Source organism: Pseudomonas sp. MRSN 12121, from assembly GCF_000931465.1.
In the GTDB taxonomy this organism is placed as follows: Bacteria; Pseudomonadota; Gammaproteobacteria; order Pseudomonadales; family Pseudomonadaceae; genus Aquipseudomonas.
Genome location: NZ_CP010892.1, coordinates 1,667,796 through 1,694,350, shown reverse-complemented (window position 1 = coordinate 1,694,350; position 26,555 = coordinate 1,667,796). Strand labels below are relative to the sequence as shown.

Below are 26,555 nucleotides of genomic sequence, written 5' to 3'. Positions count from 1 at the left end.
CGGGCCGGCCTGCGGCTAAGCTTTGGCTCATGAACCCTGCCTATCACAGCCTCCTCGAATACACCCAACGCATGAACCGGGTGCTGGAGCATATCGACCGACACCTGGACCAGCCGCTGGAACTGGCCGAGCTCGCTGAGCTCGCGCATTTCTCGCCCTGGCATTTCCACCGCCTGTTCACCGCCTGGGTCGGCGAAACCCTCGGCGACTATCTGCGCCGGCGGCGCCTGGCCTGTGCCGCCTACCGACTGGCCAGCCATCCCGAGACGAGCATCCTGGAGGTGGCCCTGGACGTCGGCTTCAACTCCGCGGAAGCCTTCTCGCGGGCGTTCAAGCAGCATTTCTCGGTGACCCCGAGCAACTGGCGCAACACCGAACCCAAACGCTGGCATCGCCGCCTCAGCGATATTCGCGAGCGGCGCCTGCGGGAATTGAGCAATCCTGATCAGACGCACATCCCGGCTTTCGACGATCCTGACGCCTTCATCCACCTCAAGGAGCTCACGATGAAGGTCACAATCAAGGAACTGCCACCGGTGCGCGTCGCCTACCTGCGTTATGTCGGCCCCTACGGGCCGGACATCGGCACCTTCTTGCGCCAGACCGTCTTCCCCTGGATGGTCGAGAACGGGCTGCTGGGCCGGGTGCGCTACGGCATTGGTCGTGACGACCCCTACGTCACTCCGCCCGAGAAATGCCGCTACGACGCCTGCATCGAAGTGCCCGCCGACTTCAAGGCCCAGGCACCCGCCACCGTCATCACCCTGCCCGGCGGCCTCTACGCCATCACCCACTACCGGGGCAAAGGCCCCGACATCGCCGACACCTGGACCGAACTGTGCCGCGACTGGCTGCCCCGCAGCGGCATGCAGCCCGATTCGCGACCCGCGTTCGAGCGCTATCCGGTGGACGCGAAATACGACCTGCAAACGGGGGAACTGGAATGCGAGGTGTGTATTCCGGTGAAGGCGCTGTAAATCGCCTCCACAGCGCCTGACTCTTGAACGGCCCGGTTCCCGGGCGCCCCCCACGCAAGAGCGCCGATGCCAGGAGGCGTCGGCGTAAAACTCTGAACTTTCCAGCGGCCCGCTCCCTCCACTTTCATGTCCCCCGAGCCGAATCCGAGGCCAGCCATGAATCGCCTATGCGTTGTCATTATCGCCAGCACCCTGTCCTGCGCCCTGCCTGCCTGGGCTTGCACCCTCGACGAAGCCACCGCCAAGCGGGAACAACTGGCCCGGGAGGTGGCCAAACTCACCGAGCAGAACCCGGCCAAGGCCAAGGAGATCAACGACGAGTTGCAGAAGATGGACCTGGGCACGGCCAGCAAGGACCTGCCGGACAAATGCCAGCTGATCGACCAGCGCCTGAAAGAGCTGGACACGGCCGAAAAAAAGGCCGACAGCTGACCGATCGCCCATGAAAAAGCCCGGGATGACCCGGGCTTTTTCATCCTGCCGCGACGCCTTACTCGGCGGCCGGGGCCTGTGGCTTGCGGCGCTTGAGCGGCGCCATGCCATCCTGGCTGACCAGCGCCGGACTGTCGCTTTTCGGCCGGTTGGCGGTCTTGCGCTTGGTCGGGGCCTTGGCCGTAGTCTTTTTCTTGTCGCCCTTGGCGTCGGTCTTTTTCTTCTTGGTGCCCGCGGCCTTGCCGGAAGCCTTGACCTTCTTCGGCCCGCTGTAAGTGCCTTTGACTTCCTTGATGGTGCGGCGCTCGAAGTTCTGCTTCAGGTAGCGCTCGATGCTCGACATCAGGTTCCAGTCGCCATGGCAGATCAGCGAGATGGCCAGGCCCTCGTTGCCGGCGCGCCCGGTACGACCGATGCGGTGCACGTACTCGTCGCCGCTGCGCGGCATGTCGAAGTTGATCACCAGGTCCAGGCCGTCGACGTCCAGGCCACGGGCGGCCACGTCGGTGGCGACGAGGATCTTCACCGCGCCCTGCTTCAGGCGGTCGATGGCCAGCTTGCGGTCCTTCTGGTCCTTCTCGCCGTGCAACACGAACGCCTTGTAGTCCTGGGCCACCAGGCGGCCGTAGATACGGTCGGCCATGACCCGGGTATTGGTGAAGATAATCGCCTTCTGGTAGGTCTCGTTGGCCAGCAGCCAATTGACGATCTGCTCTTTGTGCTGGTTGTGGTCGGCGGTGATGATCTGCTGGCGGGTGGTTTCGTTCAGCTGGCTGACGGCGTTGAGTTGCAGGTGCTCGGGGTTGTTCAGGACCTTGGCGATCATCTCGCGCAGGCCCGAGCCGCCGGTGGTGGCCGAGAACAGCATGGTCTGCTGGCGGTTCGGGCATTCGTCCACCAGGCGCTGCACGTCGTCGGCAAAGCCCATGTCGAGCATGCGGTCGGCTTCGTCGAGGACCAGCACTTCCACTTCCTTGAGGTCGAGGTTGCCGGCGTTCAGTTGCTCGATCAGGCGGCCCGGGGTGCCGATCAGGATGTCCGGCACCTTGCGCAGCATGGCGGCCTGGACCTTGAAGTCTTCGCCGCCGGTGATCAGGCCGGCCTTGATGAAGGTGAACTGCGAGAAGCGCTCGACTTCCTTGAGGGTCTGCTGGGCCAGCTCGCGGGTCGGCAGCAGGATCAGGGTCTTGATGCTGACGCGGATCTTCGCCGGGCCGATCAGGCGGTTGAGGATCGGCAGGACGAAAGCCGCGGTCTTGCCGCTGCCGGTCTGTGCCGTCACCCGCAGGTCACGCCCCTGGAGCGCGAGCGGAATGGCCGCTGCCTGCACAGGCGTAGGCTCGACAAATTTAAGCTCGGCCACGGCTTTGAGCAGGCGTTCGTGCAGGGCGAATTCGGAAAACACGGGTGCTACCTCGAAGAAATGCAAAAAAACAGCTGCATAGGGTAACGGTTTCGAGCGCGAAGGCCGAGTTTCTTTCATGCAAACTCGGGGAAACAGTTGGTTTTTGTCGGCGATTTGTCCTTAACGGTAACTTTCGCCTGTTTAAATGTTCTAATCGATCCGTTCTGTCTCATAGAGGAAGCTACTGACCCCATGGATTTCAAACAGCTCTGGCTCAACGTTCAAGACCTCTGGGGCGCGCTCGACGAGCACCCGCTCCTGCATTCCAGCCTGGCGCTGGTGGTGTTGCTGGTGGTGGCGCTGCTCATCGGACGCGTGGCGCGCTACGTCATCCTGCACACCGTCAAGCTGCTCGGGCGCCAGCCGGCCCTGTACTGGCTCAACGACCTGCGCGAGAACAAGGTGTTCCATCGCCTGGCGCAGATGACGCCGTCGCTGGTGGTGCAGTTCGGCCTGTACCTGGTGCCGGAGCTGAGCAAGACCAGCCAGGTGTTCCTCGGCAACCTGGCCCTGGCCTTCACCATCCTGTTCCTGGTGCTGGCCATCAGCGCCCTGCTCAACGCCCTGCTGGACATCTACGCCCGCACCGAACACGCCCGCACCCGCTCGATCAAGGGCTATGTGCAACTGGCGAAGATGGTGCTGTTCGTGTTCGGCGCGATCATCATCGTCGCGACCCTGATCGACCGCTCGCCGCTACTGCTGCTGTCCGGCCTGGGTGCCATGTCGGCGGTGATCCTGTTGGTCTACAAGGACACCCTGCTGTCGTTCGTCGCCAGCGTGCAGCTGACCAGCAACGACATGCTGCGGGTCGGCGACTGGATCGAGATGCCACAGGTCGGGGCCGACGGCGATGTGGTCGACATCACCCTGCACACAGTCAAGGTGCAGAACTTCGACAAGACCATCGTCTCGATCCCCACCTGGCGCCTGATGTCCGAGTCGTTCAGGAACTGGCGCGGCATGCAGCAGTCCGGCGGCCGGCGGATCAAGCGCAGCCTGTACATCGACGCCAGCGGCGTGCGCTTCATCAACGACGAGGAAGAGACGCGCCTGGGCAAGGTGCACCTGCTGACCGACTACATGACCCGCAAGCAGGCTGAGCTCAAGAGCTGGAACGAGGCCCAGGGCAATGTCGCGGCGATGTCGGCCAATCGTCGTCGCATGACCAACCTGGGTACCTTCCGCGCCTATGCCCTGGCGTACCTGAAGAGCCATCCGGACATCCAGCCGAACATGACCTGCATGGTCCGCCAGATGCAGACCACCGCCCAGGGCATTCCGCTGGAAATCTACTGCTTCACCCGCACCACGGCGTGGATCGACTACGAGCGCATCCAGGGCGATATCTTCGACTACCTGCTGGCAGTGATGCCCGAGTTCGGCCTGAGCCTGTACCAGCAGCCGAGCGGCAACGACCTGCGCGCCGGCCTGCTGCCGGCCGTGCTGGGCGCCAGCCATATCCCCGAAGCGGAAAAACGCGCGCTGTAATCCCCGCCGGATCGCCCCGGGGCGATCCGGCTATCTGTAGGAGCGAGGCTTGCCCGCGATCCGCGCAACGGCCTGACAACGCGGTGCCTGTCAGATCGCTATCGCGGGCAAGCCTCGCTCCTACGGGGAAACGGTTTTCATGCCGCGACGGCTGATCCACACCGCCAGCAGAATCACCGTCCCGCCCAGGAACAGGCGCCCCAGCTCTTCATGCTGGTTCCAGATCAGCAGGTTGAGCAGCAGCCCCACCGGCACATGCAGGTTGTTCATCACCGCCAGGGTCGCGCCATTGACCAGGCAGGCGCCCTTGTTCCACCAGTACAGCCCCAGCGCGGTGGCGACCAGCCCGAGAAACAGCAATACCGCCCATTGCAGCGGCGCCTCAGGCAGGAAGTTCGACTTGCCGAACAGCAGGAAGGCCGGCAACACCACCAGCAATGCTCCCAGGTAGAAGTAGCCGAAACGCCGGTAGTGCGGCAGGTCGCTCGGATGGCGCGCCACCAGGTGCTTGTACAGCACCTGCCCGGCGGCATAGGTGAAGTTGGCCAGTTGCAGCAGCAAGAAGCCCATGAAGAAATCCGGGCTAATGCGGTCGTAGCGGATCACCGCCGCGCCGGCCACGGCGACCAGCGCCGCCAGCAGGCCCCAGGGATTGAAACGGCGGTTGAGGGCGTCTTCGATCAGGGTCACGTGCAGCGGCGTGAGGATGGTGAACAACAGCACCTCCGGCACCGTCAGCACGCGGAAACTGAGGTACAGGCAGACGTAGGTGACCCCGAACTGCAAGGCGCCGATCAGCAGCATGCCGCGCAGGAACGCCGGTTCCACCGAGCGCCAGCGAGTCAGCGGGATGAACACCAGGCCGGCCAGCAGCACCCGCACCAGTACCGCGAAATAGCTGTCGACATGCCCGGCCAGGTATTCGCCGATCAGGTTGAAGGAAAACGCCTGGATCAGCGTGACAAACAGTAGATAGCCCATGGATCGCCTCGTCTCTAAGGGAGGCGACGATAGCGGTTTTGCCCCGCCCGAGGCAAAACCCCGCGCCTCCCCACACTCGCCGTAGCCGCTGCCGAGCCACGGCGAGGCTGCGATCGGCTGCATAGCAGCCGCAAACCCGGCAACCGCGGTGCATCAGCAATACCGCAGCGCCTGGGTTGGCGACGGCTGCGCCGTCGATCGCAGCCTCGCTGACGCTCGGCAGCGGCTACGGGGCAACGATTGCAGCCAATAGCCCATCACTCGTCCCTGCTTTTGTAGCCGCTGCCGAGCCACGGCGAGGCTGCGATCGGACGCAAAGCGGCCGTAAACCCGGCAACCGCGGGGTATCAGAAATATCGCGGCGCCTGGGTTGGCGACGGCTGCGCCGTCGATCGCAGCCTCGCTGACGCTCGACAGCGGCTACGGGGCAACGATGCAGCCGATGGCCCATCACTCCCCCCCTGCTTTGTAGCCGCTGCCGAGCCCTAGCGAGGCTGCGATCGGACGCAAAGCGGCCGTAAACCCGGCAACCGCGATGCGTCAGGCATTGCACGGCGCATGGCTTGGCGACGGGGTATCGCTGAATCGCGGGCAAAAAAAAGCCCGATCTCGCAAGGCGTTCAATCGGGCGGGAGCACTCAGGAGCAACAAGTGCAAAGGGAGGTTCGATGCGCAAACAGGTTTGAAGGGGAGCGCAGGGCCTACTAGACCACTGCGCGATTATCTGGCGATTAACGGATCAGGCGATCTGGGCCAGCTTGGCGTTGGCCTGGTTCAGGCCCTTCTCGTGGAAGTCGCCGCCCAGGTTCATGCCTTCGGCATGGATGAACTCGACTTCATGGATCCCGACGAAACCCATGACCTGGCGCAGGTAGGGTTCCTGGTGGTCCGTGGCGCTGCCGGCGTAGATGCCGCCACGGGCGGTCAGCACGTAGGCCCGCTTGCCGTTGAGCAGGCCCTGGGGACCGGTCTCGGTGTACTTGAACGTCACGCCGGCGCGCAGCACGTGGTCCAGCCAGGCTTTCAGGGTGCTCGGGATAGCGAAGTTGTACATCGGCGCGGCCATCACCAGCACATCGGCGGCCAGCAATTCATCGGTCAGTTCGTTGGAGCGTTGCAGCGAGGCCTCTTCGAGTTCGTTGCGCTGCTCGGCGGGTTTCATCCAGCCGCCCAGCAGGTTGCTGTCCAGGTGCGGCACCGGGCTGGTCGCCAGGTCACGTACGGTGATCTGGTCGCCGGGGTGGGCCGCTTGCCATTGCTGGATGAAGGTCTGGGTCAGTTGGCGGGAAATCGAATCCTGCTGACGGGCACTGCTTTCGATGATCAGAACGCGGGACATGGGGTGTAGCCTCCATCGGGGATGCTGTAAGTCGATGGAGCGCAGATTAAACAGAGTCATATCGATGAAAAAGCGCAAATAACTGCTATAACCAATCAATAAATTCGTTTATAAGCGGAGCAGGCCGCGCACCCTGCTCCGCTTTGCGCTTACTTGGCGGTGCAGGTCAGGTCGATGCGCAGCTTGATGATGCTGCGGTTGAACTTGGCCGTGGCGTTCTTGAACTTGCCGGCCGCCACTTCCACCTTGCGCGTGCGCGGGGCTTCGGGGCCGTTGCGAAAGACCACCGTGCAGGCGGCGTCGGTGGTGCCGTAGTTGTTCACCTGGATCGAACCGATGTCGGCATCGGTGTCGTAGGCGGTGTAGTCGATGCTCACGCCTTCGAGGTGTTTCTGCACATCGATGGGATAGGCGAACGCAGCGAGCGGCATCAGCGACAGCAACACACAACAGAATTTTCTCATTCGGCAGTCTCCAATAAGGAGCGCCAGCTTAGGGCAAGAGGAGCTCATCATGAAAGCGCCCCGCGTTACCCTCGATCAATGGCGAACGCTGCAGGCCGTGGTCGATCACGGCGGTTTCGCCCAGGCAGCCGAAGCGCTGCATCGTTCGCAATCCTCTGTCAGTTACACCGTGGCACGCATGCAGGAACAACTGGGCGTGCCGCTGTTGCGCATCGACGGGCGCAAGGCCGTGCTCACCGAAGCCGGCGGCGTATTGCTGCGCCGCTCGCGGCAACTGGTGAAGCAGGCCAGCCAGCTCGAAGACCTGGCCCACCACATGGAACAGGGCTGGGAAGCCGAAGTGCGCCTGGTGGTGGATGCCGCCTACCCCAACGCGCGCCTGGTCCGCGCCCTGACCGCCTTCATGCCGCAAAGCCGCGGCTGCCGGGTGCGCCTGCGCGAGGAAGTGTTGTCCGGCGTCGAGGAGGTGCTGCTCGAGGGCGTGGCCGACCTGGCCATCAGCGGCTTCAATATCCCCGGTTACCTGGGCACCGAAATGAGCGCGGTGGAGTTCGTCGCCGTGGCCCATCCGGAGCACGCCTTGCACCGGCTCAACCGCGAACTGAGCTTCCAGGACCTGGAAAGCCAGTTGCAGGTGGTGATCCGCGACTCCGGCCGCCAGCAACCGCGGGACGTCGGCTGGCTCGGCGCCGAACAGCGCTGGACCGTCGGCAGCCTGGCCACCGCCGCCACCTTCGTCGGCAGCGGCCTGGGCTTCGCCTGGCTGCCGCGGCACATGATCGAGCGCGAGCTGCGGGAGGGCCTGCTCAAGGTGTTGCCGTTGGACCAGGGTGGCAGCCGGCACCCGACGTTCTACCTGTATTCGAACAAGGACAAACCCCTGGGCCCGGCCACGCAGATCCTCGTCGAGCTGCTGCGCACCTTCGACACCGCGCCGCTGGATGCGCCGTTCGCCGCCCCGCAGCAAGCCTGACCCCACACTCGATCCTCCACGCGCCTGAACAGGAATTCAGCCATGGCCTATTTCGAACACGAAGGCAGCACCCTGCACTACGAGGAATACGGCCATGGCGAACCGCTGGTGCTGGTTCACGGGCTTGGCTCCAGCACCTGCGACTGGGAGAAGCAGATCCCCGAACTGTCCGCCCATTACCGGCTGATCCTGCCCGACGTGCGTGGCCATGGGCGCTCCGACAAGCCCCGCGAGCCCTACAGCATCGCCGGCTTCAGCGCCGACCTGATCGCCCTGCTGGACCACCTGAACCTTGCGCGCGTGCACCTGGCGGGCCTGTCCATGGGCGGCATGATCGCCTTCCAGGTCGCGGTGGACCAGCCGCAGCGGCTCAAGAGCCTGTGCATCGTCAACAGCGCGCCCGAGGTGAAAATCCGTGGCGCCGGCGATGCCTGGCAATGGTTCAAGCGCTGGAGCCTGATGCGCCTGCTCAGCCTGGAAACCATCGGTGTCGCCCTGGCCGGCAAGCTGTTTCCCAAACCGGAACAGGCCGAGCTGCGGCAAAAGATGGCCGAGCGCTGGGCAAAAAACGACAAACGTGCTTATCTCGCAAGCTTCGATGCCATCGTTGGCTGGGGCGTCCAGGAACGACTTTCGCAAGTTGCCTGTCCAACCCTGGTCATCAGCGCCGACCACGACTACACGCCGGTCGCCCTGAAAGAAACCTATGTGAAACTGCTGCCCGCCGGGCGCCTGGTGGTGATCGCCGATTCGCGTCACGCCACGCCGCTGGACCAGCCGCAACGCTTCAACCAGACCCTGCTCGAATTTCTAACCGCAGTCGACACCACCACCCAGGACCACTGACCCATGCTGAAAAAAATCGCCCTCGTCGCCGGCTCCGTTCTGTTCACGGCCAACCTGATGGCCGCCCAACCGGCCAAGGCGCCCCATGTGCTGCTGGACACCAGCTTCGGCAAGATCGAAGTCGAACTCGACCCGGTCAAGGCGCCCATCTCCAGCAAGAACTTCCTCGACTACGTGGATAGCGGCTTCTACACCAACACCATCTTCCACCGGGTGATCCCGGGGTTCATGGTCCAGGGCGGCGGTTTCACCGCGCAGATGGTGCAGAAGGAAACCCGCGACCCGATCAAGAACGAAGCCGGCAACGGCCTGCATAACGTACGCGGCACCCTGTCCATGGCCCGCACCTCGAACCCGAACTCGGCCACCAGCCAGTTCTTCATCAACGTCGCCGACAACGCCTTCCTCGATCCGGGCCGCGATGCCGGCTACGCGGTGTTCGCCAAGGTGGTGAGCGGCATGGACGTGGTCGACCAGATCGTCAATTCGCAGACCACCACCAAGCAAGGCATGCAGAACGTGCCCGTCGACCCGGTGCTGATCAAGTCGGCCAAGCGCCTCGACTGAGGCTCCCGGAGCCTACGGCCAAACGGGAGTCCCGGCGGAACACTACCCGGTGTTCCGCCCGCTTACTGATAAGGAGAGCCCGCCACGCGGGCGTCAGATCCCATGCTCTATCGTCGTTTTGAACAACTGATCGATATTTTCCGCGACGCTCCCACTGCCGCTCCCCCCAACCGCGTACTGCCCTTCTACCTCTACTACATCAAGCAAGTCTGGCCGAGCTTCGTCGCCCTGCTGGTGGTCGGCCTGTTCGTCGCGCTGATCGAGGTGTCGCTGTTCAGCTACCTGAGCACCATCATCGACCTGGCCCAGGGCACGCCCAACGTCGAGGTATTCAAGACCCACGGCCTGGAACTGGCCTGGATGGCGGTGGTGGCGCTGATCTTCCGCCCGCTGTTCGTCGCCCTGCATGACCTGCTGGTGCACCAGACCATCAGCCCGGGCATGACCAGCCTGATCCGCTGGCAGAACCACAGCTACGTGCTCAAGCAGAGCCTGGGCTTCTTCCAGAACGACTTCGCCGGGCGCATCGCCCAGCGCATCATGCAGACCGGCAATTCGCTGCGCGACTCGTCGGTGCAGGCGGTCGACGCCCTGTGGCACGTGCTGATCTATGCCGTCAGTTCCCTGGTGCTGTTCGCCGAGGCCGACTGGCGCCTGATGATCCCGCTGCTGGTCTGGATCGCCGGCTACATCGGCGCCCTGCGCTACTTCGTGCCACGGGTGAAGGAGCGCGCGGTGATTTCCTCCGACGCCAACTCCAAGCTGGTAGGCAGGATCGTCGACGGCTACACCAACATCACCACCTTGAAGCTGTTCGCCCACACCCACTTCGAGCAGAACTACGCCCGTGAGGCCATCGGCGAGCAGACCGAAAAAAGCCAGCTGGCCGGACGCGTCATCACCAGCATGGACGTGGCGATCACCGCCATGAACGGCCTGCTGATCGTCTCCACCACGGGCCTGGCCCTGTGGCTGTGGACCCAGTCGCTGATCACGGTGGGCGCCATCGCCCTGGCCACCGGCCTGGTGATCCGCATCGTCAACATGTCCGGCTGGATCATGTGGGTGGTCAACGGCATCTTCGAGAACATCGGCATGGTCCAGGACGGCTTGCAGACCATCGCCCAGCCCATCAGCGTCAGCGACCGCGAGCAGGCGCCGCGCCTGGCGGTGGCCAGCGGCGAAGTGCGGTTCGAGCATGTGGACTTCCACTACGGGAAGAAAGCCGGGGTCATCAGCGATCTCAACCTGACCATTCGCCCGGGGGAAAAGATCGGCCTGATCGGCCCCTCCGGCGCCGGCAAGTCGACCCTGGTCAACCTGCTGCTGCGGCTCTACGACCTGGAAGGCGGACGCATCCTGATCGACCACCAGAACATCGCCGACGTGACCCAGGAAAGCCTGCGCGAACGGATCGGCATGATCACCCAGGACACCTCGCTGCTGCACCGCTCGATCCGTGACAACCTGTTGTACGGCAAGCCCGACGCCACCGACGAGGAGCTCTGGGAAGCCGTGCGCAAGGCCCGGGCCGACGAGTTCATCCCGCTGCTGTCCGACGCCCAGGGCCGTACCGGCTTCGACGCCCACGTCGGCGAACGCGGGGTCAAGCTGTCCGGCGGCCAGCGCCAGCGCATCGCGATTGCCCGGGTGCTGCTCAAGGACGCGCCGATCCTGATCATGGACGAAGCCACCTCGGCCCTGGACTCGGAAGTCGAGGCGGCGATCCAGGAAAGTCTGGAGACCCTGATGCAGGGCAAGACCGTGATCGCCATCGCCCACCGGCTCTCGACCATCGCCCGCATGGACCGCCTGGTGGTCCTGGAAAAAGGCCGCATCGCCGAAAGCGGCAGCCATGCCGAGCTGCTGGCCCACGGCGGCCTTTACGCGCGCCTGTGGCAGCACCAGACCGGCGGTTTCGTCGGTATCGACTGAGCCACCACACTCCCCCCAAAAACGCCAGCGCCCTCCCGGGCCCTGGCGTTTTTTTCTGCCCCCACCACTCCCTGTAGCCGCTGCCGAGCCTGGGCGAGGCTGCGATCGACTGCGAAGCAGTCGTAAAACCGGACAACCCGTTCTTCCTGGAACACCGCGTGCTCAGGTCTTGCGAGGACTTCGTCCTCGATCGCAGCCTCGCCCAGGCTCGGCAGCGGCTACAGAAACACCAGGCAGGGAGAACCAGTCAGGCCGCGAACTGGATTTGTAAAAAAAGCCTGCTGTACTGACCCCTAGGTTCTGGCACAGGGCCCGTAGCCGGGCAGTCGGGCTGCATAACGGCGGTTATCGGATCGATAGGTCGACCTATCAAGGAATCACTTCATGTCGCTGTTCAAACGTTCAGTCACAGAGTTACTGGGTACCTTCTGGCTGGTAATGGGTGGTTGTGGCAGTGCGGTGCTGGCGGCCGCGTTCCCGCAGGTCGGGATCGGCCTGCTGGGGGTGTCGCTGGCGTTCGGCCTGACCGTCCTGACGATGGCGTTCGCCATCGGTCATATCTCCGGCTGTCATCTCAACCCTGCGGTGTCCGTCGGCCTGGTGGTGGGCGGGCGCTTTCCGCTCAAGGAACTGCCGGCCTACGTGATCGCGCAAGTGATAGGCGCGGTGATCGCCGCGGCGCTGCTGTACTTCATCGCCAGCGGCAAGCCCGGCTTCGAGCTGGCCGGCGGGCTCGCGTCCAACGGCTATGGCGAACATTCGCCGGGCGGCTACTCGCTGGCGGCGGGCTTTGCCAGCGAAGTGGTGATGACCGGGATGTTCGTGGTGATCATCCTCGGCGCCACCGATAAGCGCGCGCCGGCAGGGTTTGCCCCGATCGCCATCGGCCTGGCGCTGACCCTGATCCACCTGATCTCGATTCCAGTGACCAACACCTCGGTCAACCCGGCGCGCAGCACCGGGCCGGCGCTGATCGTCGGCGGCTGGGCGATCCAGCAACTGTGGCTGTTCTGGCTGGCGCCGATCCTCGGCGCGATAGTCGGCGGCGGGATCTATCGCTGGCTGGGCAGCGAAGACCACTGAAGCCCTGCCCGAGGGTCACGCCTGCCGGTACGGCAGCGCGGCCCTCGCCTCCTCGGCGTAGGCCAGCACCCCTACCCGTTCACGCTCGAGAAAGTCCGCCACCGCCGTCGCCAGCCCCGGATGGCGCAGGTAGTGCCAGGAGCGGGTAATCACCGGCTCGAACCCCCGGATCAGCTTGTGCTCGCCCTGGGCCCCGGCGTCGAAACGCTGCACGCCCTGGGCGATCGCGTAGTCCATGCCCTGGTAGAAACAGGTCTCGAAATGCAGGCGGTCGAACTCCGCCAGACAACCCCAGTAGCGCCCGTAGAAACTGTCGCCACCGATCAGGCTGAACGCCATGGCCACCGGCCTGGCGTGCTGCCTGGCCAGGACCACGCGGATGGCCTGCGGCATGCGCTCGGCCAGCAGGCTGAAAAAGGCCCGGGTTAGGTACGGCGTCTGGCGCCGCACCGCATAGGTATTGGCGTAGCAGGCATAGACGAAATCCCACTGCGCCTCGCTGAGCTGCCGGCCTTCGAGCCACTCGAACTCGATGCCCTGCCCCGCCACCTGCTCGCGCTCCTTGCGCATCTGCTTGCGCTTGCGCGAACTCAAGGCGTCGAGAAAATCCTGGAAATCCCGATAGCCGCGGTTCTGCCAATGGAACTGGCACCCCAGGCGTTGCAACCAGCCGGGCTGCCCGGCCAGGGCGGCATCGGCGAAGGCGTCGGTGAAATTGATATGGGCGCTGGAAAGCCCTTCGATCTCCAGGTAACCGGGCAGGCTCTGCAACAGCTCCAGGCCATCCTCGCCGGCCGCCGTCAGCAAGCGCGCGCCGCTGACCGGGCTGAACGGCACGGCGCTCAGCAGCTTGGGGTAATACTCGATACCCGCCCGCTCGCAGGCTTCGGCCCAGCCATGGTCGAACACGTACTCGCCGTAGGAATGCCATTTGCGGTAGCTGGGCAGCGCCGCGATCAAGCGTCCGTCCCGCACATGCAGCAGGTGCTCGGCTTGCCAGCCGGAACGCGGGCCGAGGCTGCCGCTGTCCTCCAGCGCGCTGAGAAAGGCGTGGCGCAGAAACGGCTGGCCGTCACCGAGCAGGCCGTCCCATTGCTGCGGATCGACGGCGGACAGGCTGGTCAAGGATTGCAACGGCATGGGGTTCCCCGCGAGTGTGGTCCACGAACGCGCCGAGTATCGCCGATCGCCGGGCGCCCCGGAACCAGCACCTGTGCCGGCCGCGCCAAATGCCCCGTCACTGCCCCAGATGCAGCAACAGGAAATCGATGAACGCTCGTGTCTTGCGTGGCACATGCGCGCTGTTGGGGAACACCACGCTCACCGCCTGCGAAGGCAGGGCATATTCGGGCAGCAGGCGCACCAGGCGGCCGCTGGCCAGATCGTCCTCGACCATCCAGCCGGGCAGTACCGACACCCCCAGGGACGACAGGGTCATGGCGCGAATGGCGGTGGAAGAGTTGGACTCGAAATGCGTCGGCCCACTGACGTCGACCCGCTCCTGCCGCGGGTGGCTGAGGGTCCACTGGGTAGGCCCCGACAGGTTGCTGTTGGCGATCCACGGCACGCCGTTCAAGTCCTGGGGTACGTTGACCGGATAGCGCGCCAGGAAGTCCGCGCTGGCCACCAGCACGATTTCATAATCGGCCAGCTTGCGGCTCTTGAACGCCGAGTCGGCGAGGTTGCCCAGGCGAATCACCAGATCGAGCTTTTCCGCCACCAGGTCGTTCAACGAAGAGTTGAAGTTGTAGCTGATGCGCACTTGCGGATAACGCTCGGTGAACTGCGCCAGGATCGGCAAGATGTATTTCTCGCCATATTCGCTCGTCGAGCTGATGCGCAACTTCCCCGCCACTCGGTTGACCCCATGCCGGACATGCTCAAAGGCATTGTCAATGTCCGCGACAATAATTTTGAACTCGTCATAAAACGCCTGGCCGGTGTCCGTCAGCGAGACATGGCGGGTATTGCGGATCAGCAGGGTCGCCGACAGGGCCTCCTCCAGCGCCTTCACATGCAGGCTGGCCATGGCCTTGCTGATACCCAGGTAATGGGCGGCGCGGGTATAGGAAGCGAAATCGACGACCGCGAGAAAGGTCTGGATCCGGTTCAGCTGCAGGTGCAGGTTGTCACTCACTGTTCAGCCTCATCAAACAATGCGTCCAGCATAGCTCCGTCGACAATCCTCATCCATCGCTCCTATGCTCCGCCCACAAAAGGGAGCGGACATGACCTATCGCTACAAAGTCGCTGTGGTTTTCCTCATCGGATTCTTTATCGACTGCATCAACATCTTCATGTCGGCGGTGGCGTTACCGAGCATCGCCCATGACCTGCACGTGAACACCTCGACCGTGGCCTGGGTGGCCAACGCCTATATCCTCGGCCTGACCTTGATCATTCCGCTGAGCACCTGGCTGGCCGGGCGGTTCGGCGGCCGCGCCACCCTCACCGCCTCGATGCTGCTGTTCAGCCTCGCCGTCTGGCAGTGCGGGCTGGCCGAGAGCTTCCATGAACTGGTGTTCTGGCGTTTCGTCCAGGGCCTCGGCGGTGGCTTGCTGATCCCGGTGGGCCAGGCGCTGACGTTCAACCTGTTCCAGGGCGAACAGCGGGCCCGGATCTCCACCCTGGTGATGGCCGTCGCCCTGATCGCCCCGGCCATTTCGCCCACCGTCGGCGGCGCGATCGTCGACAGCAGCTCCTGGCGCTGGGTCTTCCACTGCAACCTGCCGTTCTCGCTGATCGCCGCCGGCCTGTCCTGGCGGTGGATCGAGCGAACCCGGCCCGGTCCGCTGGCGCGCCCGGACATCCAGGGCCTGCTGCTGGTCGCCACGGCCCTGGGCAGCGTGCTGCTGGGCCTGTCGCTGTACGGCGGCGACTACCCGCCGCTGGCCGCCCCGGGTTGCCTGCTGATCGGCATCGCCTGCGCGCTGGGGTATGCCCGGCACTACCGTCGCTGCGACAACGCGATCGTCGAACTGAGCCTGCTCAAGAGCCGCAACCTCAGCACCTCGATCCTCATCTATTACGCCATCCCCGGGATGTTCACCGGGGTTAACCTGCTGAGCATCTTTTTCCTGCAGGACAGCCTGCACTTCAGCGCCCGGTCGACCGGCCTGTTCATGATCCTCTACGCCAGCGGCGCCTTCATCGCCATGCTGGCCTGCGGTCGCTTCTACAACCGCCTCGGCGCCCGGTGCCTGTTCGTCCTCGGCCTGCTGCTGCACAGCGCCGGCATCGCCACCCTGTACGCGGTGGACAGCGCCGCCGACCTGCCGCTCATCGTCATCGCCTACTGCCTGATGGGCGTCGGCGGCGGCATCGGCGCCAACACCGCGCAAACCACGTCGCTGATGGACTTCTCCGGCACCGACACCCACAAGGGCAGCGTGATCTGGAACATCAACCGGCAGATGTCCTTCAGCATCGGCGCCGCGCTGCTGCTGATGATCGACAACGTGCTGCGCGCCCACCTGGACTCCCCTCGGGCCGAGCACCTGAGCTTCGCCATCGCCGCCTTGATCGGCCTGTTACCCCTGCTGCGGCTAAGCCGCACCTTGCCACGCCCACCCTTGCCACGCCCCACCTTGCCAGAGAAACGTCATGCCCAATCCCCTCGTTGAACACGCCAGGCACAGCATCCATGCCATCCACGCGCTGATCCACACCGTCTTCACCGACCGCGGCGGCGATGGCGCCGCCGCCATCGAGCGCCTGCTGCCGGCGTTCGCCGAACACTTCAGCATGGTCACCACCGCCGGCACCGTCGTCGGCCGGGAACAGGTCGAACAGCTGTTCCGCAGTGCCGTCGGCGCCCGTCCCGGCCTGGAGATCCTGGTCAGCGACCTGCACACGCTGTGGCACGAAGGCCAGAGCGTGGCGATCCGCTACAAGGAAACCCATCGCCTGGGCCAACAGGAAAGCTCGCGCCTCTCGGTCGCGATCATTCAGGTGCGCGAGGGTTCGGCCCAATGGCTGTACCTGCACGAAACAGCCACGGGCTGACCCGCGACGGGCAAAAAAAAGCCCCGCCTAAGCGGGGCTGAAACGAAAAGGAGCTTTAACGGATGAGAAAGAGCTCTTTAGTGCGAGTGCCCAGGCATCAGAACACGTACTGCGCGCGAACGATGAAGCCGTCGCCGTCGTCGTCGCCGGTACGCGCAGCCGGGGTGCCGCCGCTGGCGGCCGTGGCGTTGGTGACCTTGTCGGTCTTGGCCTTGACGTAGGTGGCGGAGATTTTCACCGCTTCGTTGGCGTACCAGTTCACCCCCAGGTTGTGCACCTTGACTTCGGCATCGCCGACATCGCGGGTCAGGCTGGCGGTGGTGATGTTGTCGTCTTCGACGGTCATGCTGTCGTAGCGATAGAACACTTCCCAGGCACCGTAGGACTTGTTGGCAGGCTTGATCGCGTCGAACTTGCCGACCTTGTAGCCGCGCGCTTCGCCGGTCAGGGTGTAGGCGCCCTGCACGTAGAAACCGTGGCCCTTGATGTCTTCGTAGGCGTTCGAGTCAGCCTTGGTCTTGCGGGTGATGTATTCACCCTGGATCGAGGCCGGGCCCATGGCGAACGCGGCTTCCAGACCCAGTGCGGTGTCACGGTCGTAGGAGCCGGCTGGCGAAGTCGAGCTGCCGCCCAGGACCGGACGGTTGCCGTTGCTGCCGGCATCGTTGCCGCCCAGGGTCTCGACGCCACGCATGCCCATGCGGGTGCGGTAGCGGGAGTCGAAGGTGGTGTCGGAAACGTCACGCGACGCCACGTTCACACCGAAGTGCAGGACGTTGCCGGCATCGTGCATCGGGGCGAAGACGAAACGACCGTTGACCTGCTTGACGCTGTCGCCGTCGGTGTCGTCGGTGTCCTTGCTGAACACGCCGGCCGAGGCATAGAAGGAGTCGGCGAAGGTGCTGGAAGCCTGCAGGCCCATGCCGTTCTGGTGGGTGTTGGCCCAGTCGACCATGTCGTAGGCGATGTTGCGTTCCGGCGCGGTGACCCACTTGGAGCTGGTGGCTTTTTCCAGGCCGAAGTCGGGGTCGAAGCGACCGACCTTGATCGACACCGGCTTGAAGCCGTTGTAGGCCAGCGAGGCCTCGTCGAAGTAGCCGTTGTCGGAGTCGCCGGTGTTGTGCGAGAAGTCGTAGTTGATGGTGTAGGCCCAGTCGGTGTACAGCACGCCGGACAGTTCGAGGAAGGCACGACGGAAGTAAGCGGCGTCGGCGGAATCACCATTCTTGGTGTAGACACCGTCGAAACGGCTGTAGTCGGCTTGCAGACGGCCGCCGAGCTTGAAGCTGAATTCCTTGTCGGTGGTGGCGACCTCGAGGCCGCCCTTGGTCTTGACTACGATATCGGCGCCGTCGGTGGTGACGGTGCCAGCGAAAGCCTGGGCGGTAACTGCCAGGGCCATGGCGCTGGCGGCAAAACCGGCGAAGTGCTTACGGATCATCGAAGATTTCCCCTAATTGGTGGTCTGTAGCGCTGGAAAAAACACGCGAGTCAGGCCCGCTTGTGTTGGGAGGGAATCTTGGCGGCGGGTTATTTCAGGGGAGTTGCTGCTATATAAAGATTTAATGACAGCGGAACTTTTTTACTTCGAAACGAAATAAGGCCAGAAAGCCCGTTCCAGAGCCTTGCGCGGGGGGATTTCGGAAAAAACGGGATCCAATGTAGCCGCTGGCGAAGCCTGCGATCGAGCGCCAAGCGGTCGCGCTCTTGAGGCCCCTGCGGCGCTGGCCGCAGGGGGAATTCCAGGGGGGATCAGCGGTTGCGGTTGCGCTCGGCGGCCAGGCGTGCGGCCAGTTCCTCGCCACCGGCGACCGGCGGTTCCGGCAGCTTGCGCAGGGTGGCTTGCAACAGCCGCATCTGCCGGATGAAACGCCGGCACTTGGGGCAGAACAGCAGGTGATGGCGCTGGATCAGGCGCTGGCGGAAATTCAGCTGGCCATCGAGATAGTCGCTGGCGCGGGCCACTTGTTCCTTGCAGGTCAGCATTGGCCGGTCTCCTCGAAATGCTCCACCGTGGCAAAGAGCTTGAGTCGTGCGCGGTGCAGCAGCACCCGGACATTGGAGAGGGAAATGTCCAGAAGATTACAGATTTCTTCCAGCTCCAGGCCCTGGCGCTCGCGCAGGCTCAGCACGCTGCCTTGCAGTTCCGACAGGCTGAGCAGGGTGTGTTCCAGGCAGTCGCGCAACTCGGCCTCGGTCAGCAGTGCCTCCGGGGTGTCGGCGTGCCAGGCGTACGGCGCCACCAGCCAGTGGCCGTCGTCGGGGGAAAAACGTTCGTCGCCGATGGTGCCGTGGGGGGACGGCAAATCGTCCAGCAGGACTTCCCGGCGGTTTTGCTTGTAGCGGCTTTTGGCCGAATTGGCGGTGATGGTCAGCAACCAGGTCTTGAGGCTGGAACGCCCCTGGAAACCCGCCAGGTTGCGCACCACCGCCAGCCAGGCGTCCTGCACCACTTCATCGGCGTGGCGCTGGCCGACTATGGCGTAGGCCACGGCGCGCATCGCGCTCTGGTAGGTACTGACCAGTTGTTGGTAGGCCTTTTGCTCGCCGGCCAGCAGGCGTTCAAGCAGTTGCGTGTCGTCAGCTGCGGACATTCATGCCTCGTAATCGGAATCAGGAACACCAGCGCCGGCAGTCACCGGCGGCGGTGTTCCCTAAGACTGTCAACGCTTGCGCAGAAGCACACTGCCGATCGAATAACCGGCGCCGAACGAGCTGAGCACCGCCAGCGAACCGCTCGGCAGGTCGTCCTGGTTCTTGTGGAAGGCAATCACCGAACCTGCCGAACTGGTGTTGGCGTAGGTGTCGAGAATCACCGGCGCCTCGGCTTCGGTGGCCTCGCGTCCCAGGAGTTTCCTGACGATCAGGTGGTTCATGCTGAGGTTGGCCTGGTGCAGCCAGAAGCGCTTCACATCGCCGACGTTCAGCTGGTTTTCCTGCAGGTGCTCGGCGATCAGCTCCGCGACCATCGGGCAGACATCGCGGAACACCTTGCGGCCTTCCTGGACGAAGAGCTTGTCCGGCGCGCCAATGCCCTCTTCCGCGGCGCGGTTGAGGAAGCCGAAGTTGTTGCGGATGTTGTTGGAGAACTTGGTCAGCAGCTTGGTGCTGACAATGTCGAACTGGTAAGGCGAGGTCGCCAGGTCGGCGCGCTCGATGACCACCGCGGTGGCGGCGTCGCCGAAGATGAAGTGGCTGTCGCGGTCGCGGAAATTCAGGTGGCCGGTGCAGACTTCCGGGTTGACCATCAGGATCGCCCGGGCCTGGCCCAGTTGCACGCTGTTGCAGGCAGCCTGGATACCGAAGGTAGCCGAGGAACAGGCCACGTTCATGTCGAAACCGAAACCTTCGATGCCCAGGGCTTCCTGGACTTCGATGGCGATGGCCGGATAGGCGCGTTGCAGGTTGGAGCAGGCGACGATGACGCCATCGATGTCCGCGGCGGTCTTGCCGGCGCGCTGCAGGGCCTGCTCGGCGGCGCCGATGGCCATCTGGCAAAGCACCGACCATTCGTCGTTGGAGCGCTCGGGCAGGCGCGGGGTCATGCGTTGCGGATCGAGAATGCCGTCCTTGTCCATGACGAAACGGCTCTTGATGCCGGAGGCTTTCTCGATGAAGGCGGCGCTGGACTCGGTCAGGGCCTGGACCTCGCCGCGCTCGATCGCTTCGGCGTTGTCGGCGTTGAACTGATGGACGTAGGTATTGAAAGACTGCACCAGCTCTTCGTTGGAAATGCTGTTGGCCGGGGTGTACAGGCCAGTGCCGCTGATGACGACGTTATGCACGATCGTTCCTCTATTCTGTTGAGGCAGAAGGTATTGGCACCGTCGTACCAAACCGTAAATGGTCTCTCCCGACGGGCGGAATCGGACCTGATATCGCTTTATTCCGCTTTGCCCGGGCGGCGAACGCTCAAAACCGCGGGGCCGGCATTTATAACGGCGAAGTTTGCCATAAACGCGGGCGTTTGGCCCCATTGGCGCGCTCGATCGCCCCTATCGTCACCGATCGCGCTAACGGCTGTAGGAGCGAAGCTTGCTCGCGATAGCGCCCGCCCAGGCGGACCGCGATGCCCGGATCGCGGGCAAGTCGGATCGCCGCCCGCTCGCTCCTACGGATTGTGGGCTCGGCAGCGGCTACAGAGGGAGCCTCAGGCCTCGACCTGGCTCCACTGCTTGTTCAAGCGCTTATCGGAAATCGGCGCCTTGGTGCCCAGTTGCTGGGCGAACAGCGACACCCGGTATTCCTCCAGCCACCAGCGGTACAGCTCCAGCTGCGGGTCGCGCTTGCCTTCCTGGGCGTGCTTGCTCGTCCGCGCCTGGTACTGGTTCCACAGCCCGGCCAGTTCGGTACTCCAGACCCGGTCCTTCTGCACCTGGCTGCCGAGTTTCTCGAAGCGCAGTTCCACGGCCTTGAGGTAACGCGGCAGTTCCTTGAGCCATTGCGCCGGGGTCTCGCGGACGAAGCCCGGGTACACCAGGTGGCCGAGCTGCGACTTGATGTCGTTCAGCGCCACCGCCTGGGCCAGGTCGATCTTGCCCTTGAAGCGCTTTTGCAGGCCGTGCCAGAGCTTGAGGATGTCCAGGGTCAGGCGCGCCAGGCGCTCGGCATGCTCGGTCCAGTTGCCCCGCTTGCGCTCGGCCAGCGACGCCAGGCCGGCGCCGTCCCGCGGCAGGCTGTCTTCGCCTTCCAGCACGCAGCTGTCGAGGCTGGCCAGCAGGATGTCTTCGACCAGCGCGTCGACCCGCCCCAGCTCGCGGTACAGCAGGCCCAGCTCGGTCAGCCCCGGCAGCTTGTTGCGCAGGAACTTGGCCGGCTCGGCCAGCTGTTGCAGCAGCAGGCGCTGCAAGGCCCGGCGATGCTGGAACTCGGCCTCGGCCGGGGTCGAGAAACGCCCTTCCTTGACCGTCCCGGCTTCTTCCACCAAGGCCGGATACACCGTCATCGACAGCCCGGCGATCTTCTGCTGGGTCTTCTGCGCCACCGGAGCAAACACCTTGGCTTCCACCGGCTGCTGGCTTTTCGCGGTTTGCGGCACCGCCAGGGCGGCCTGGCTGGCTTCGGCGAAGCGCGCGGTCAGCTCGGCCAGGTCGCGGCCTTCACCGAGGAACTTGCCCTGGGCGTCGACGATTTCCAGATTCATCCGCAGGTGGCCTTCCACCTGTTGCGCCGACTCGGCCCAGGCCTCGTCGCTGACCCGCGCGCCGGTCATACGCAACAGCTCGCGGCCCAGGGCCTGGGGCAGCGAGCCCTGGGCGAACTCGATACGCGCCAGGGCCGCCTTGACGAAGTCCGGCACCGGCACGAAGTTCTTGCGCAGGGCCTTGGGCAGGTTACGCACCAGGGCGATGCACTTGGCTTCCACCAGCCCCGGCACCAGCCACTCCAGGCGTTCGGCTGGCAAGGCCGGCAGCAGCGGCGCCGGCACCCGCAGGGTGACGCCGTCGCGCGGATGGTTGGGCTCGAAGTGATAACTCAGGGCCAGCTCCAGATCGCCGATGTGCAGGGTGTCCGGGTATTGCAGGGCGGTGACTTCGCTGGCTTCGCGGGCCAGCACGTCTTCCTCGCGCATGATCAGCAGTTGCGGGTCTTTCTGGCTGTTGATCCGGTACCAGCTGTCGAAGGTCGCGGTCTGGTGAATCTCCGCCGGCAGGCGCGCGTCGTAGAAGGCGAACAGGGTTTCCTCGTCGGCGAGGATGTCGCGGCGCCGGGCCTTGGCTTCCAGTTCGTCGAGCTGCTCCAGCAGCCGCGTGTTGGCGCTCAGGCACTTGGCCTTCGACTGGATTTCACCGCGCACCAGGCCTTCGCGGATAAACAGCTCGCGCGACACCACCGGGTCCACCTGGCCGTAATGCACCGGGCGGCGACCAACCACGATCAGGCCGAACAGGGTGATCTGCTCGTAGGCCACCACCTGTCCGCGCTTCTTCTCCCAGTGGGGTTCGAAGTGGTTCTTCTTGATCAGGTGCCCGGCCAGCGGCTCGATCCAGTCCGGCTCGATCTTGGCCACCATGCGCGCATAGAGCTTGGTGGTTTCCACCAGCTCGGCGGTCATCAGCCACTGCGGCCGCTTCTTGCCCAGCCCGGACGACGGATGCACCCAGAAACGCCGCTGGCGCGCGCCGAGGTAGTCGCCGTCCTCGGTCTTCTGGCCGATCTGGCTCAGCAGGCCGACCAGCACCGCCTTGTGCAGTTTCGGGTAATCGGCCGGCTCCTTGTTCAGGCTCAGCTGCAGGTCGCGGCAGATCAGGCTCAACTGGCGGTGGGCATCGCGCCACTCGCGCAGGCGCAGGTAATTCAGGAAATTCTTGCGGCACCAGTTGCGCAGCGGGCTGGCGGTCAGCGCCTGGCGCTGCTCTTCGAAACCGCGCCACAGGTTGACCAGCCCGGCGAAATCCGAGTCCGCGTCTTTCCATTGCGCGTGGGCCTGGTCGGCCGCTTGCTGGCGCTCCGGCGGACGTTCGCGCGGGTCCTGGATCGACATGGCGCTGGCGACGATCAGCACTTCCTGCAGGCTGCCGAGTTTCGCCGCTTCCAGCAGCATGCGGCCCATGCGCGGGTCCACCGGCAGGCGCGCCAGCTGGCGGCCCAGCGGCGTCAGCTGGCCGTTGCGATCCACCGCCGAAAGTTCTTGCAGCAGGTTGAAACCGTCGCTGATGGCCTTGCCGTCCGGCGGTTCGATAAAGGGAAACGCGGTGATTTCGCCAAGGCGCAGGTGCAGCATCTGCAGGATCACCGCCGCCAGGTTGGTGCGCAGGATCTCCGGGTCGGTGAATTCCGGCCGGCCGTTGAAATCCTCTTCGCTGTACAGGCGCACGCAGATGCCCGGCTCGACCCGGCCGCAGCGGCCCTTGCGCTGGTTGGCGCTGGCCTGGGAAATCGCCTCGATGGGCAGGCGCTGGACCTTGGCCCGGTAGCTGTAGCGGCTGATGCGCGCGGTGCCGCTGTCGATCACGTAGCGGATGCCCGGCACGGTCAGCGAGGTCTCGGCGACGTTGGTCGCCAGCACCACCCTGCGCCCCGGATGGGACTGGAAGATCCGCTGCTGCTCGGCCGGCGACAGGCGCGCATACAGCGGCAGGATTTCGGTGTGCTTGAGCTGGGCCTTGCGCAGCATCTCGGCGGCATCGCGGATCTCCCGCTCGCCCGGCAGGAACACCAGCACATCGCCCGGGCTGCGGCGTTCGCTGCGCTCGTGGGCGGCAATTTCGTCGAGGGTGGCGAGGATCGCCTGATCCACCGTCAGGTCGTCCTCGACCCGGTTGCCCTCCTCGTCCTGCTCCAGGGTCAGCGGGCGATACCAGGTTTCCACCGGGAAGGTGCGACCGGAGACTTCGACGATCGGTGCGTCGTCGAAATGCTTGGAGAAACGCTCCAGGTCGATGGTCGCCGAGGTGATGATGACTTTCAGGTCCGGGCGCCGCGGCAACAGGGTCTTCAGGTAGCCGAGGAGGAAATCGATGTTCAGGCTGCGTTCGTGGGCTTCGTCGACGATGATCGTGTCGTAGCGTTCCAGGAACCGGTCGTTCTGGGTTTCCGCCAGCAGGATGCCGTCGGTCATCAGCTTGATCAGGGTATTGGCGTCGCTCTGGTCCTCGAAACGCACCTGATACCCCACCAGCGCGCCCAGGGGCGTGCCCAGCTCTTCGGCGACCCGGCTGGCCACGCTGCGCGCGGCGATCCGCCGGGGCTGGGTATGGCCGATCAGGCCGTGCTGGCCGCGACCGATCTCCAGGCAGATCTTCGGCAGCTGGGTGGTTTTGCCCGAGCCGGTCTCGCCGGCGATGATCAGCACCTGGTGCTTGTGCAGCGCGGCCTTGATCTCGTCGCGCTTGGCGGCGATCGGCAGGCTGTCGTCGTAGCGGATCGACGGCACGCTGGCCCGCCGCGACACCACCTGGGCGCAGGACGCCTGCATGCGCTCGAGCCACTGCGCCAGCTTGGCCTCGTCGGGCTTCTTGCGCAGTTCCAGCAACTGCCGCCGCAACCGGTGGCGGTCGGCGAACATGGCTTGGTCGAGGTTTTTCAGCAGTTGGTCGATTGCAGGCGCTTCGTCAGTCATCGGGTACGCAAGGGTCGTCTATGTATGCAGGGGGCGGATTGTCGCAGATTTGCGCCGGTAAATGCTGCATGGGCATTCCCCTCCCTGCAGGAGCGAGCTGGCTCGCGATCGGGTGCGCAGCACGCGTGGTGCCGGCAGCGCTTCATGGGCGGCGGTGGCTGCGGGAGCGGCCTGCGGCCTATCGCGAGCAAGCTCGCTCCTACAGGCAAGCCAGAAACAGGGACTATTCGTTATCCCGTTCCTTGCGCCGGTACGGGAAGACGTCGATCACCTTGCCGGCGCGAATGGCGTCCTGCAGGCCTTTCCAGTAGTCGGCGTTATACAGCTCGCCGTGCAGCTGGTCGAACAGCTTGCGCTGCCCGGCGTCGGCGAACAGGAACGGTGGGAACTCCTCGGGGAACACGTCCAGCGGGCCGATGGAATACCAGGGTTCGGAGGCCATTTCATCTTCCGGGGTGCGGGGCGCCGGGATGTGGCGGAAGTTGGCCTCGGTGAGGAAACAGATCTCGTCGTAGTCGTAGAACACCACCCGGCCATGGCGGGTGACGCCGAAGTTCTTCAACAGCATGTCGCCGGGAAAGATATTGGCCGCGGCCAGTTGCTTGATCGCCAGGCCGTAGTCTTCCAGCGCCTCGCGCACCTGGGCTTCGTTGGCGTTGTCCAGGTAGAGGTTGAGCGGGGTCATGCGCCGCTCGGTCCAGCAGTGGCGGATCAGCACCGTGTCGCCTTCCACCGACACCGTGGACGGCGCGACCTCCAGCAGTTCCGCCAGGCACGCCGGGTCGAACTTGCCCAGGGGAAAACGGAAATCGGCGAACTCCTGGGTATCGGCCATGCGCCCGACCCGGTCGACGCTTTTCACCAGCCGGTACTTCTCGATCACCGTGGCGCGGTCGACGTTTTTCGACGGCGAGAAGCGGTCCTTGATGATCTTGAACACGGTGTTGAAGCCCGGCAGGGTGAACACGCTCATGACCATGCCGCGCACGCCCGGCGCCATGATGAACTGGTCGTCGGTATTGGCCAGGTGGTTGATCAGCGCCCGGTAGAACTCGGACTTGCCGTGCTTGTAGAAGCCGATGGAGGTATACAGCTCGGCGATGTGCTTGCCCGGCAGGATGCGCTTGAGGAAACCGATGAATTCCGCCGGCACCGGCACGTCGACCATGAAGTAGGAACGGGTGAAGGAAAAGATGATCGACACGTCGGCTTCGTCGGTGATCAGCGCATCGATCTGGATGCCCTGCCCTTCGCGGTGCAGCAAAGGGATCACCAGCGGCCACTGCTCGTCGTGGGTGTAGATGCGCCCCACCAGGTAGGCGCCCTTGTTGCGGTAGAGCACCGAGGAAAACAGCTCCACCGCCAGCTCCGGATCCTTGCACACCCAGTCCGGCAGGTTCTCGCGCAGTTGCGCTTCCAGGCGCCGCAGGTCGCCGGGCAGATCGGCATAGGCCTCGCTGAAGCGGTAGTCGACGAAGATCTGTTCGAGCATCGTCGACAAGTGGCCCTGCGGCCGGTAGGTGCGGGTCTGCGCGGCGCGGGCCCGGCGCAGGCTCGGCCGCGTGGTGTGGATGAACATGCAGCCGTCGCTGATCAGGTCATGGCTGAACAGGGCGCAGAACGCCGAGTTGTACCAGGTCTCGGACAGCTCGTCGTCGAAGCGCAGGTCGATCAGGCTGATATAGGCGCTTTTCACCAGGGGCCATTGAGTGACGTCGAGCAGAGTGTCCTGATCGAAGGCCTCGCGCAGCCGCGCCACGGTTTCGCCGACCTTTTCCTCGTACAGGTTGATCCGCGCCGCCGAGGCAGCCTGCGCCTCCTGCCACTGCGCCTGCTCGAAACGGGCCCGGGCACCGTCGGTGATCCGGCGAAAGTGTTCGCGGTAATCATCGAAGCCATCGAGGATCGTTCGGGCGATGTCGGCGGCGGGCCATTTTTGCGGCATGGTGAGACCTCTGCGGGAATTCGGAAAAGCCTGAGCTTAGCCAGAGAAGC

General features: G+C 64.5%; 22 protein-coding genes. 10 read left to right on the top strand and 12 right to left on the bottom strand.

Annotated features, from left to right (window positions below; all coding sequences use genetic code 11):
• The first annotated feature begins 29 nt into the window (after positions 1–29).
• Both TO66_RS07700 and TO66_RS07695 read left to right on the top strand, forming a co-directional pair.
• Entirely contained in the window at positions 30–977 is a 948-nt protein-coding gene (locus TO66_RS07700; protein WP_044461778.1) for a GyrI-like domain-containing protein, read from the top strand.
• A 156-nt stretch (positions 978–1,133) separates the two neighbouring features.
• A complete protein-coding gene (locus TO66_RS07695; RefSeq protein ID WP_044461777.1) occupies positions 1,134–1,409 on the top strand; it encodes a hypothetical protein in 276 nt (91 codons plus the stop codon).
• Between the two features lie 58 nt (positions 1,410–1,467).
• On the opposite strand, the gene TO66_RS07690 is transcribed toward TO66_RS07695, so the two are convergent.
• On the bottom strand, positions 1,468–2,814 hold the full coding sequence (locus TO66_RS07690; RefSeq protein ID WP_044461776.1) for a DEAD/DEAH box helicase: 1,347 nt from the start codon (positions 2,812–2,814) through the stop codon (positions 1,468–1,470).
• 192 nt (positions 2,815–3,006) lie between these two features.
• On the opposite strand from TO66_RS07690, the gene TO66_RS07685 reads away from it, so the two are divergent.
• Entirely contained in the window at positions 3,007–4,305 is a 1,299-nt protein-coding gene (locus TO66_RS07685) for a mechanosensitive ion channel family protein (RefSeq protein WP_044461775.1), read from the top strand.
• A 120-nt stretch (positions 4,306–4,425) separates the two neighbouring features.
• On the opposite strand, the gene TO66_RS07680 is transcribed toward TO66_RS07685, so the two are convergent.
• From TO66_RS07680 to TO66_RS07670, 3 genes are all read right to left on the bottom strand, one after another.
• Positions 4,426–5,286 (bottom strand): carboxylate/amino acid/amine transporter, encoded by an 861-nt coding sequence (locus tag TO66_RS07680; protein ID WP_044461774.1) that lies wholly within the window; start codon positions 5,284–5,286, stop codon positions 4,426–4,428.
• A gap of 739 nt (positions 5,287–6,025) precedes the next feature.
• Positions 6,026–6,625: an FMN-dependent NADH-azoreductase gene (locus TO66_RS07675; protein ID WP_044461773.1), complete on the bottom strand. Its 600-nt coding sequence runs from the start codon at positions 6,623–6,625 to the stop codon at positions 6,026–6,028.
• 149 nt (positions 6,626–6,774) lie between these two features.
• Positions 6,775–7,089 (bottom strand): hypothetical protein, encoded by a 315-nt coding sequence (locus tag TO66_RS07670; protein WP_044461772.1) that lies wholly within the window; start codon positions 7,087–7,089, stop codon positions 6,775–6,777.
• A gap of 49 nt (positions 7,090–7,138) precedes the next feature.
• On the opposite strand from TO66_RS07670, the gene TO66_RS07665 reads away from it, so the two are divergent.
• The 5 genes from TO66_RS07665 to aqpZ all read left to right on the top strand — a co-directional run bounded on the left by TO66_RS07665 (position 7,139) and on the right by aqpZ (position 12,493).
• Positions 7,139–8,062: a LysR family transcriptional regulator gene (locus tag TO66_RS07665; RefSeq protein ID WP_044461771.1), complete on the top strand. Its 924-nt coding sequence runs from the start codon at positions 7,139–7,141 to the stop codon at positions 8,060–8,062.
• 42 nt (positions 8,063–8,104) lie between these two features.
• A complete protein-coding gene (locus TO66_RS07660; protein WP_044461770.1) occupies positions 8,105–8,908 on the top strand; it encodes an alpha/beta fold hydrolase in 804 nt (267 codons plus the stop codon).
• Positions 8,909–8,911: 3 nt separating this feature from the next.
• Positions 8,912–9,475 carry a peptidylprolyl isomerase gene (locus TO66_RS07655; protein ID WP_044461769.1) on the top strand — a complete coding sequence of 188 codons (564 nt, stop codon included), beginning with the start codon at positions 8,912–8,914 and terminating at the stop codon, positions 9,473–9,475.
• A gap of 102 nt (positions 9,476–9,577) precedes the next feature.
• Positions 9,578–11,410 (top strand): ABC transporter ATP-binding protein, encoded by a 1,833-nt coding sequence (locus TO66_RS07650; protein WP_044461768.1) that lies wholly within the window; start codon positions 9,578–9,580, stop codon positions 11,408–11,410.
• Between the two features lie 384 nt (positions 11,411–11,794).
• On the top strand, positions 11,795–12,493 hold the full coding sequence (gene aqpZ, locus TO66_RS07645; RefSeq protein ID WP_044461767.1) for an aquaporin Z: 699 nt from the start codon (positions 11,795–11,797) through the stop codon (positions 12,491–12,493).
• Between the two features lie 15 nt (positions 12,494–12,508).
• Here aqpZ and TO66_RS07640 read toward each other — a convergent pair whose 3' ends face one another.
• Positions 12,509–13,633, bottom strand: a complete 1,125-nt coding sequence (locus TO66_RS07640) for a GNAT family N-acetyltransferase (RefSeq protein WP_044461766.1) — start codon at positions 13,631–13,633, stop codon at positions 12,509–12,511.
• Positions 13,634–13,730: 97 nt separating this feature from the next.
• Positions 13,731–14,618: a LysR family transcriptional regulator gene (locus tag TO66_RS07635; protein ID WP_044465965.1), complete on the bottom strand. Its 888-nt coding sequence runs from the start codon at positions 14,616–14,618 to the stop codon at positions 13,731–13,733.
• Positions 14,619–14,721: 103 nt separating this feature from the next.
• On the opposite strand from TO66_RS07635, the gene TO66_RS07630 reads away from it, so the two are divergent.
• A complete protein-coding gene (locus TO66_RS07630; RefSeq protein ID WP_044461765.1) occupies positions 14,722–16,116 on the top strand; it encodes an MFS transporter in 1,395 nt (464 codons plus the stop codon).
• Positions 16,097–16,498: a hypothetical protein gene (locus TO66_RS07625; protein WP_044461764.1), complete on the top strand. Its 402-nt coding sequence runs from the start codon at positions 16,097–16,099 to the stop codon at positions 16,496–16,498. The genes TO66_RS07630 and TO66_RS07625 overlap by 20 nt, the downstream gene beginning before the upstream one ends.
• 97 nt (positions 16,499–16,595) lie before the next feature.
• Here the strand turns inward: TO66_RS07625 and TO66_RS07620 are convergent, their stop codons facing one another.
• The 6 genes from TO66_RS07620 to aceK form a co-directional block, all read right to left on the bottom strand.
• Positions 16,596–17,939 (bottom strand): OprO/OprP family phosphate-selective porin, encoded by a 1,344-nt coding sequence (locus tag TO66_RS07620; protein ID WP_044461763.1) that lies wholly within the window; start codon positions 17,937–17,939, stop codon positions 16,596–16,598.
• A 311-nt stretch (positions 17,940–18,250) separates the two neighbouring features.
• Positions 18,251–18,484, bottom strand: a complete 234-nt coding sequence (locus tag TO66_RS07615; RefSeq protein ID WP_044461762.1) for an anti-sigma factor — start codon at positions 18,482–18,484, stop codon at positions 18,251–18,253.
• A complete protein-coding gene (locus TO66_RS07610; protein ID WP_044461761.1) occupies positions 18,478–19,092 on the bottom strand; it encodes an RNA polymerase sigma factor in 615 nt (204 codons plus the stop codon). Before TO66_RS07610 ends, TO66_RS07615 begins: the two co-directional genes overlap by 7 nt.
• A gap of 69 nt (positions 19,093–19,161) precedes the next feature.
• Positions 19,162–20,283, bottom strand: a complete 1,122-nt coding sequence (locus tag TO66_RS07605) for a beta-ketoacyl-ACP synthase III (protein WP_044461760.1) — start codon at positions 20,281–20,283, stop codon at positions 19,162–19,164.
• Positions 20,284–20,648: 365 nt separating this feature from the next.
• Positions 20,649–24,560, bottom strand: a complete 3,912-nt coding sequence (gene hrpA / locus TO66_RS07600) for an ATP-dependent RNA helicase HrpA (RefSeq protein WP_044461759.1) — start codon at positions 24,558–24,560, stop codon at positions 20,649–20,651.
• A gap of 223 nt (positions 24,561–24,783) precedes the next feature.
• Positions 24,784–26,505, bottom strand: coding sequence for a bifunctional isocitrate dehydrogenase kinase/phosphatase (gene aceK, locus TO66_RS07595; RefSeq protein ID WP_044461758.1), 1,722 nt, complete (start codon positions 26,503–26,505; stop codon positions 24,784–24,786).
• Positions 26,506–26,555 lie beyond the last annotated feature (50 nt).

What these genes read in the sequence shown, in the direction of transcription:
- TO66_RS07700 (WP_044461778.1), top strand. Translation starts at nt 30, where the DNA reads ATGAACCCTGCCTATCACAGCCTCCTCGAATACACCCAACGCATGAAC.
- TO66_RS07695 (WP_044461777.1), top strand. Translation starts at nt 1,134, where the DNA reads ATGAATCGCCTATGCGTTGTCATTATCGCCAGCACCCTGTCCTGCGCC.
- TO66_RS07685 (WP_044461775.1), top strand. Translation starts at nt 3,007, where the DNA reads ATGGATTTCAAACAGCTCTGGCTCAACGTTCAAGACCTCTGGGGCGCG.
- TO66_RS07680 (WP_044461774.1), bottom strand. Translation starts at nt 5,286, where the DNA reads ATGGGCTATCTACTGTTTGTCACGCTGATCCAGGCGTTTTCCTTCAAC.
- TO66_RS07675 (WP_044461773.1), bottom strand. Translation starts at nt 6,625, where the DNA reads ATGTCCCGCGTTCTGATCATCGAAAGCAGTGCCCGTCAGCAGGATTCG.
- TO66_RS07670 (WP_044461772.1), bottom strand. Translation starts at nt 7,089, where the DNA reads ATGAGAAAATTCTGTTGTGTGTTGCTGTCGCTGATGCCGCTCGCTGCG.
- TO66_RS07665 (WP_044461771.1), top strand. Translation starts at nt 7,139, where the DNA reads ATGAAAGCGCCCCGCGTTACCCTCGATCAATGGCGAACGCTGCAGGCC.
- TO66_RS07660 (WP_044461770.1), top strand. Translation starts at nt 8,105, where the DNA reads ATGGCCTATTTCGAACACGAAGGCAGCACCCTGCACTACGAGGAATAC.
- TO66_RS07655 (WP_044461769.1), top strand. Translation starts at nt 8,912, where the DNA reads ATGCTGAAAAAAATCGCCCTCGTCGCCGGCTCCGTTCTGTTCACGGCC.
- TO66_RS07650 (WP_044461768.1), top strand. Translation starts at nt 9,578, where the DNA reads ATGCTCTATCGTCGTTTTGAACAACTGATCGATATTTTCCGCGACGCT.
- aqpZ (WP_044461767.1), top strand. Translation starts at nt 11,795, where the DNA reads ATGTCGCTGTTCAAACGTTCAGTCACAGAGTTACTGGGTACCTTCTGG.
- TO66_RS07640 (WP_044461766.1), bottom strand. Translation starts at nt 13,633, where the DNA reads ATGCCGTTGCAATCCTTGACCAGCCTGTCCGCCGTCGATCCGCAGCAA.
- TO66_RS07630 (WP_044461765.1), top strand. Translation starts at nt 14,722, where the DNA reads ATGACCTATCGCTACAAAGTCGCTGTGGTTTTCCTCATCGGATTCTTT.
- TO66_RS07625 (WP_044461764.1), top strand. Translation starts at nt 16,097, where the DNA reads ATGCCCAATCCCCTCGTTGAACACGCCAGGCACAGCATCCATGCCATC.
- TO66_RS07620 (WP_044461763.1), bottom strand. Translation starts at nt 17,939, where the DNA reads ATGATCCGTAAGCACTTCGCCGGTTTTGCCGCCAGCGCCATGGCCCTG.
- TO66_RS07615 (WP_044461762.1), bottom strand. Translation starts at nt 18,484, where the DNA reads ATGCTGACCTGCAAGGAACAAGTGGCCCGCGCCAGCGACTATCTCGAT.
- TO66_RS07610 (WP_044461761.1), bottom strand. Translation starts at nt 19,092, where the DNA reads ATGTCCGCAGCTGACGACACGCAACTGCTTGAACGCCTGCTGGCCGGC.
- hrpA (WP_044461759.1), bottom strand. Translation starts at nt 24,560, where the DNA reads ATGACTGACGAAGCGCCTGCAATCGACCAACTGCTGAAAAACCTCGAC.
- aceK (WP_044461758.1), bottom strand. Translation starts at nt 26,505, where the DNA reads ATGCCGCAAAAATGGCCCGCCGCCGACATCGCCCGAACGATCCTCGAT.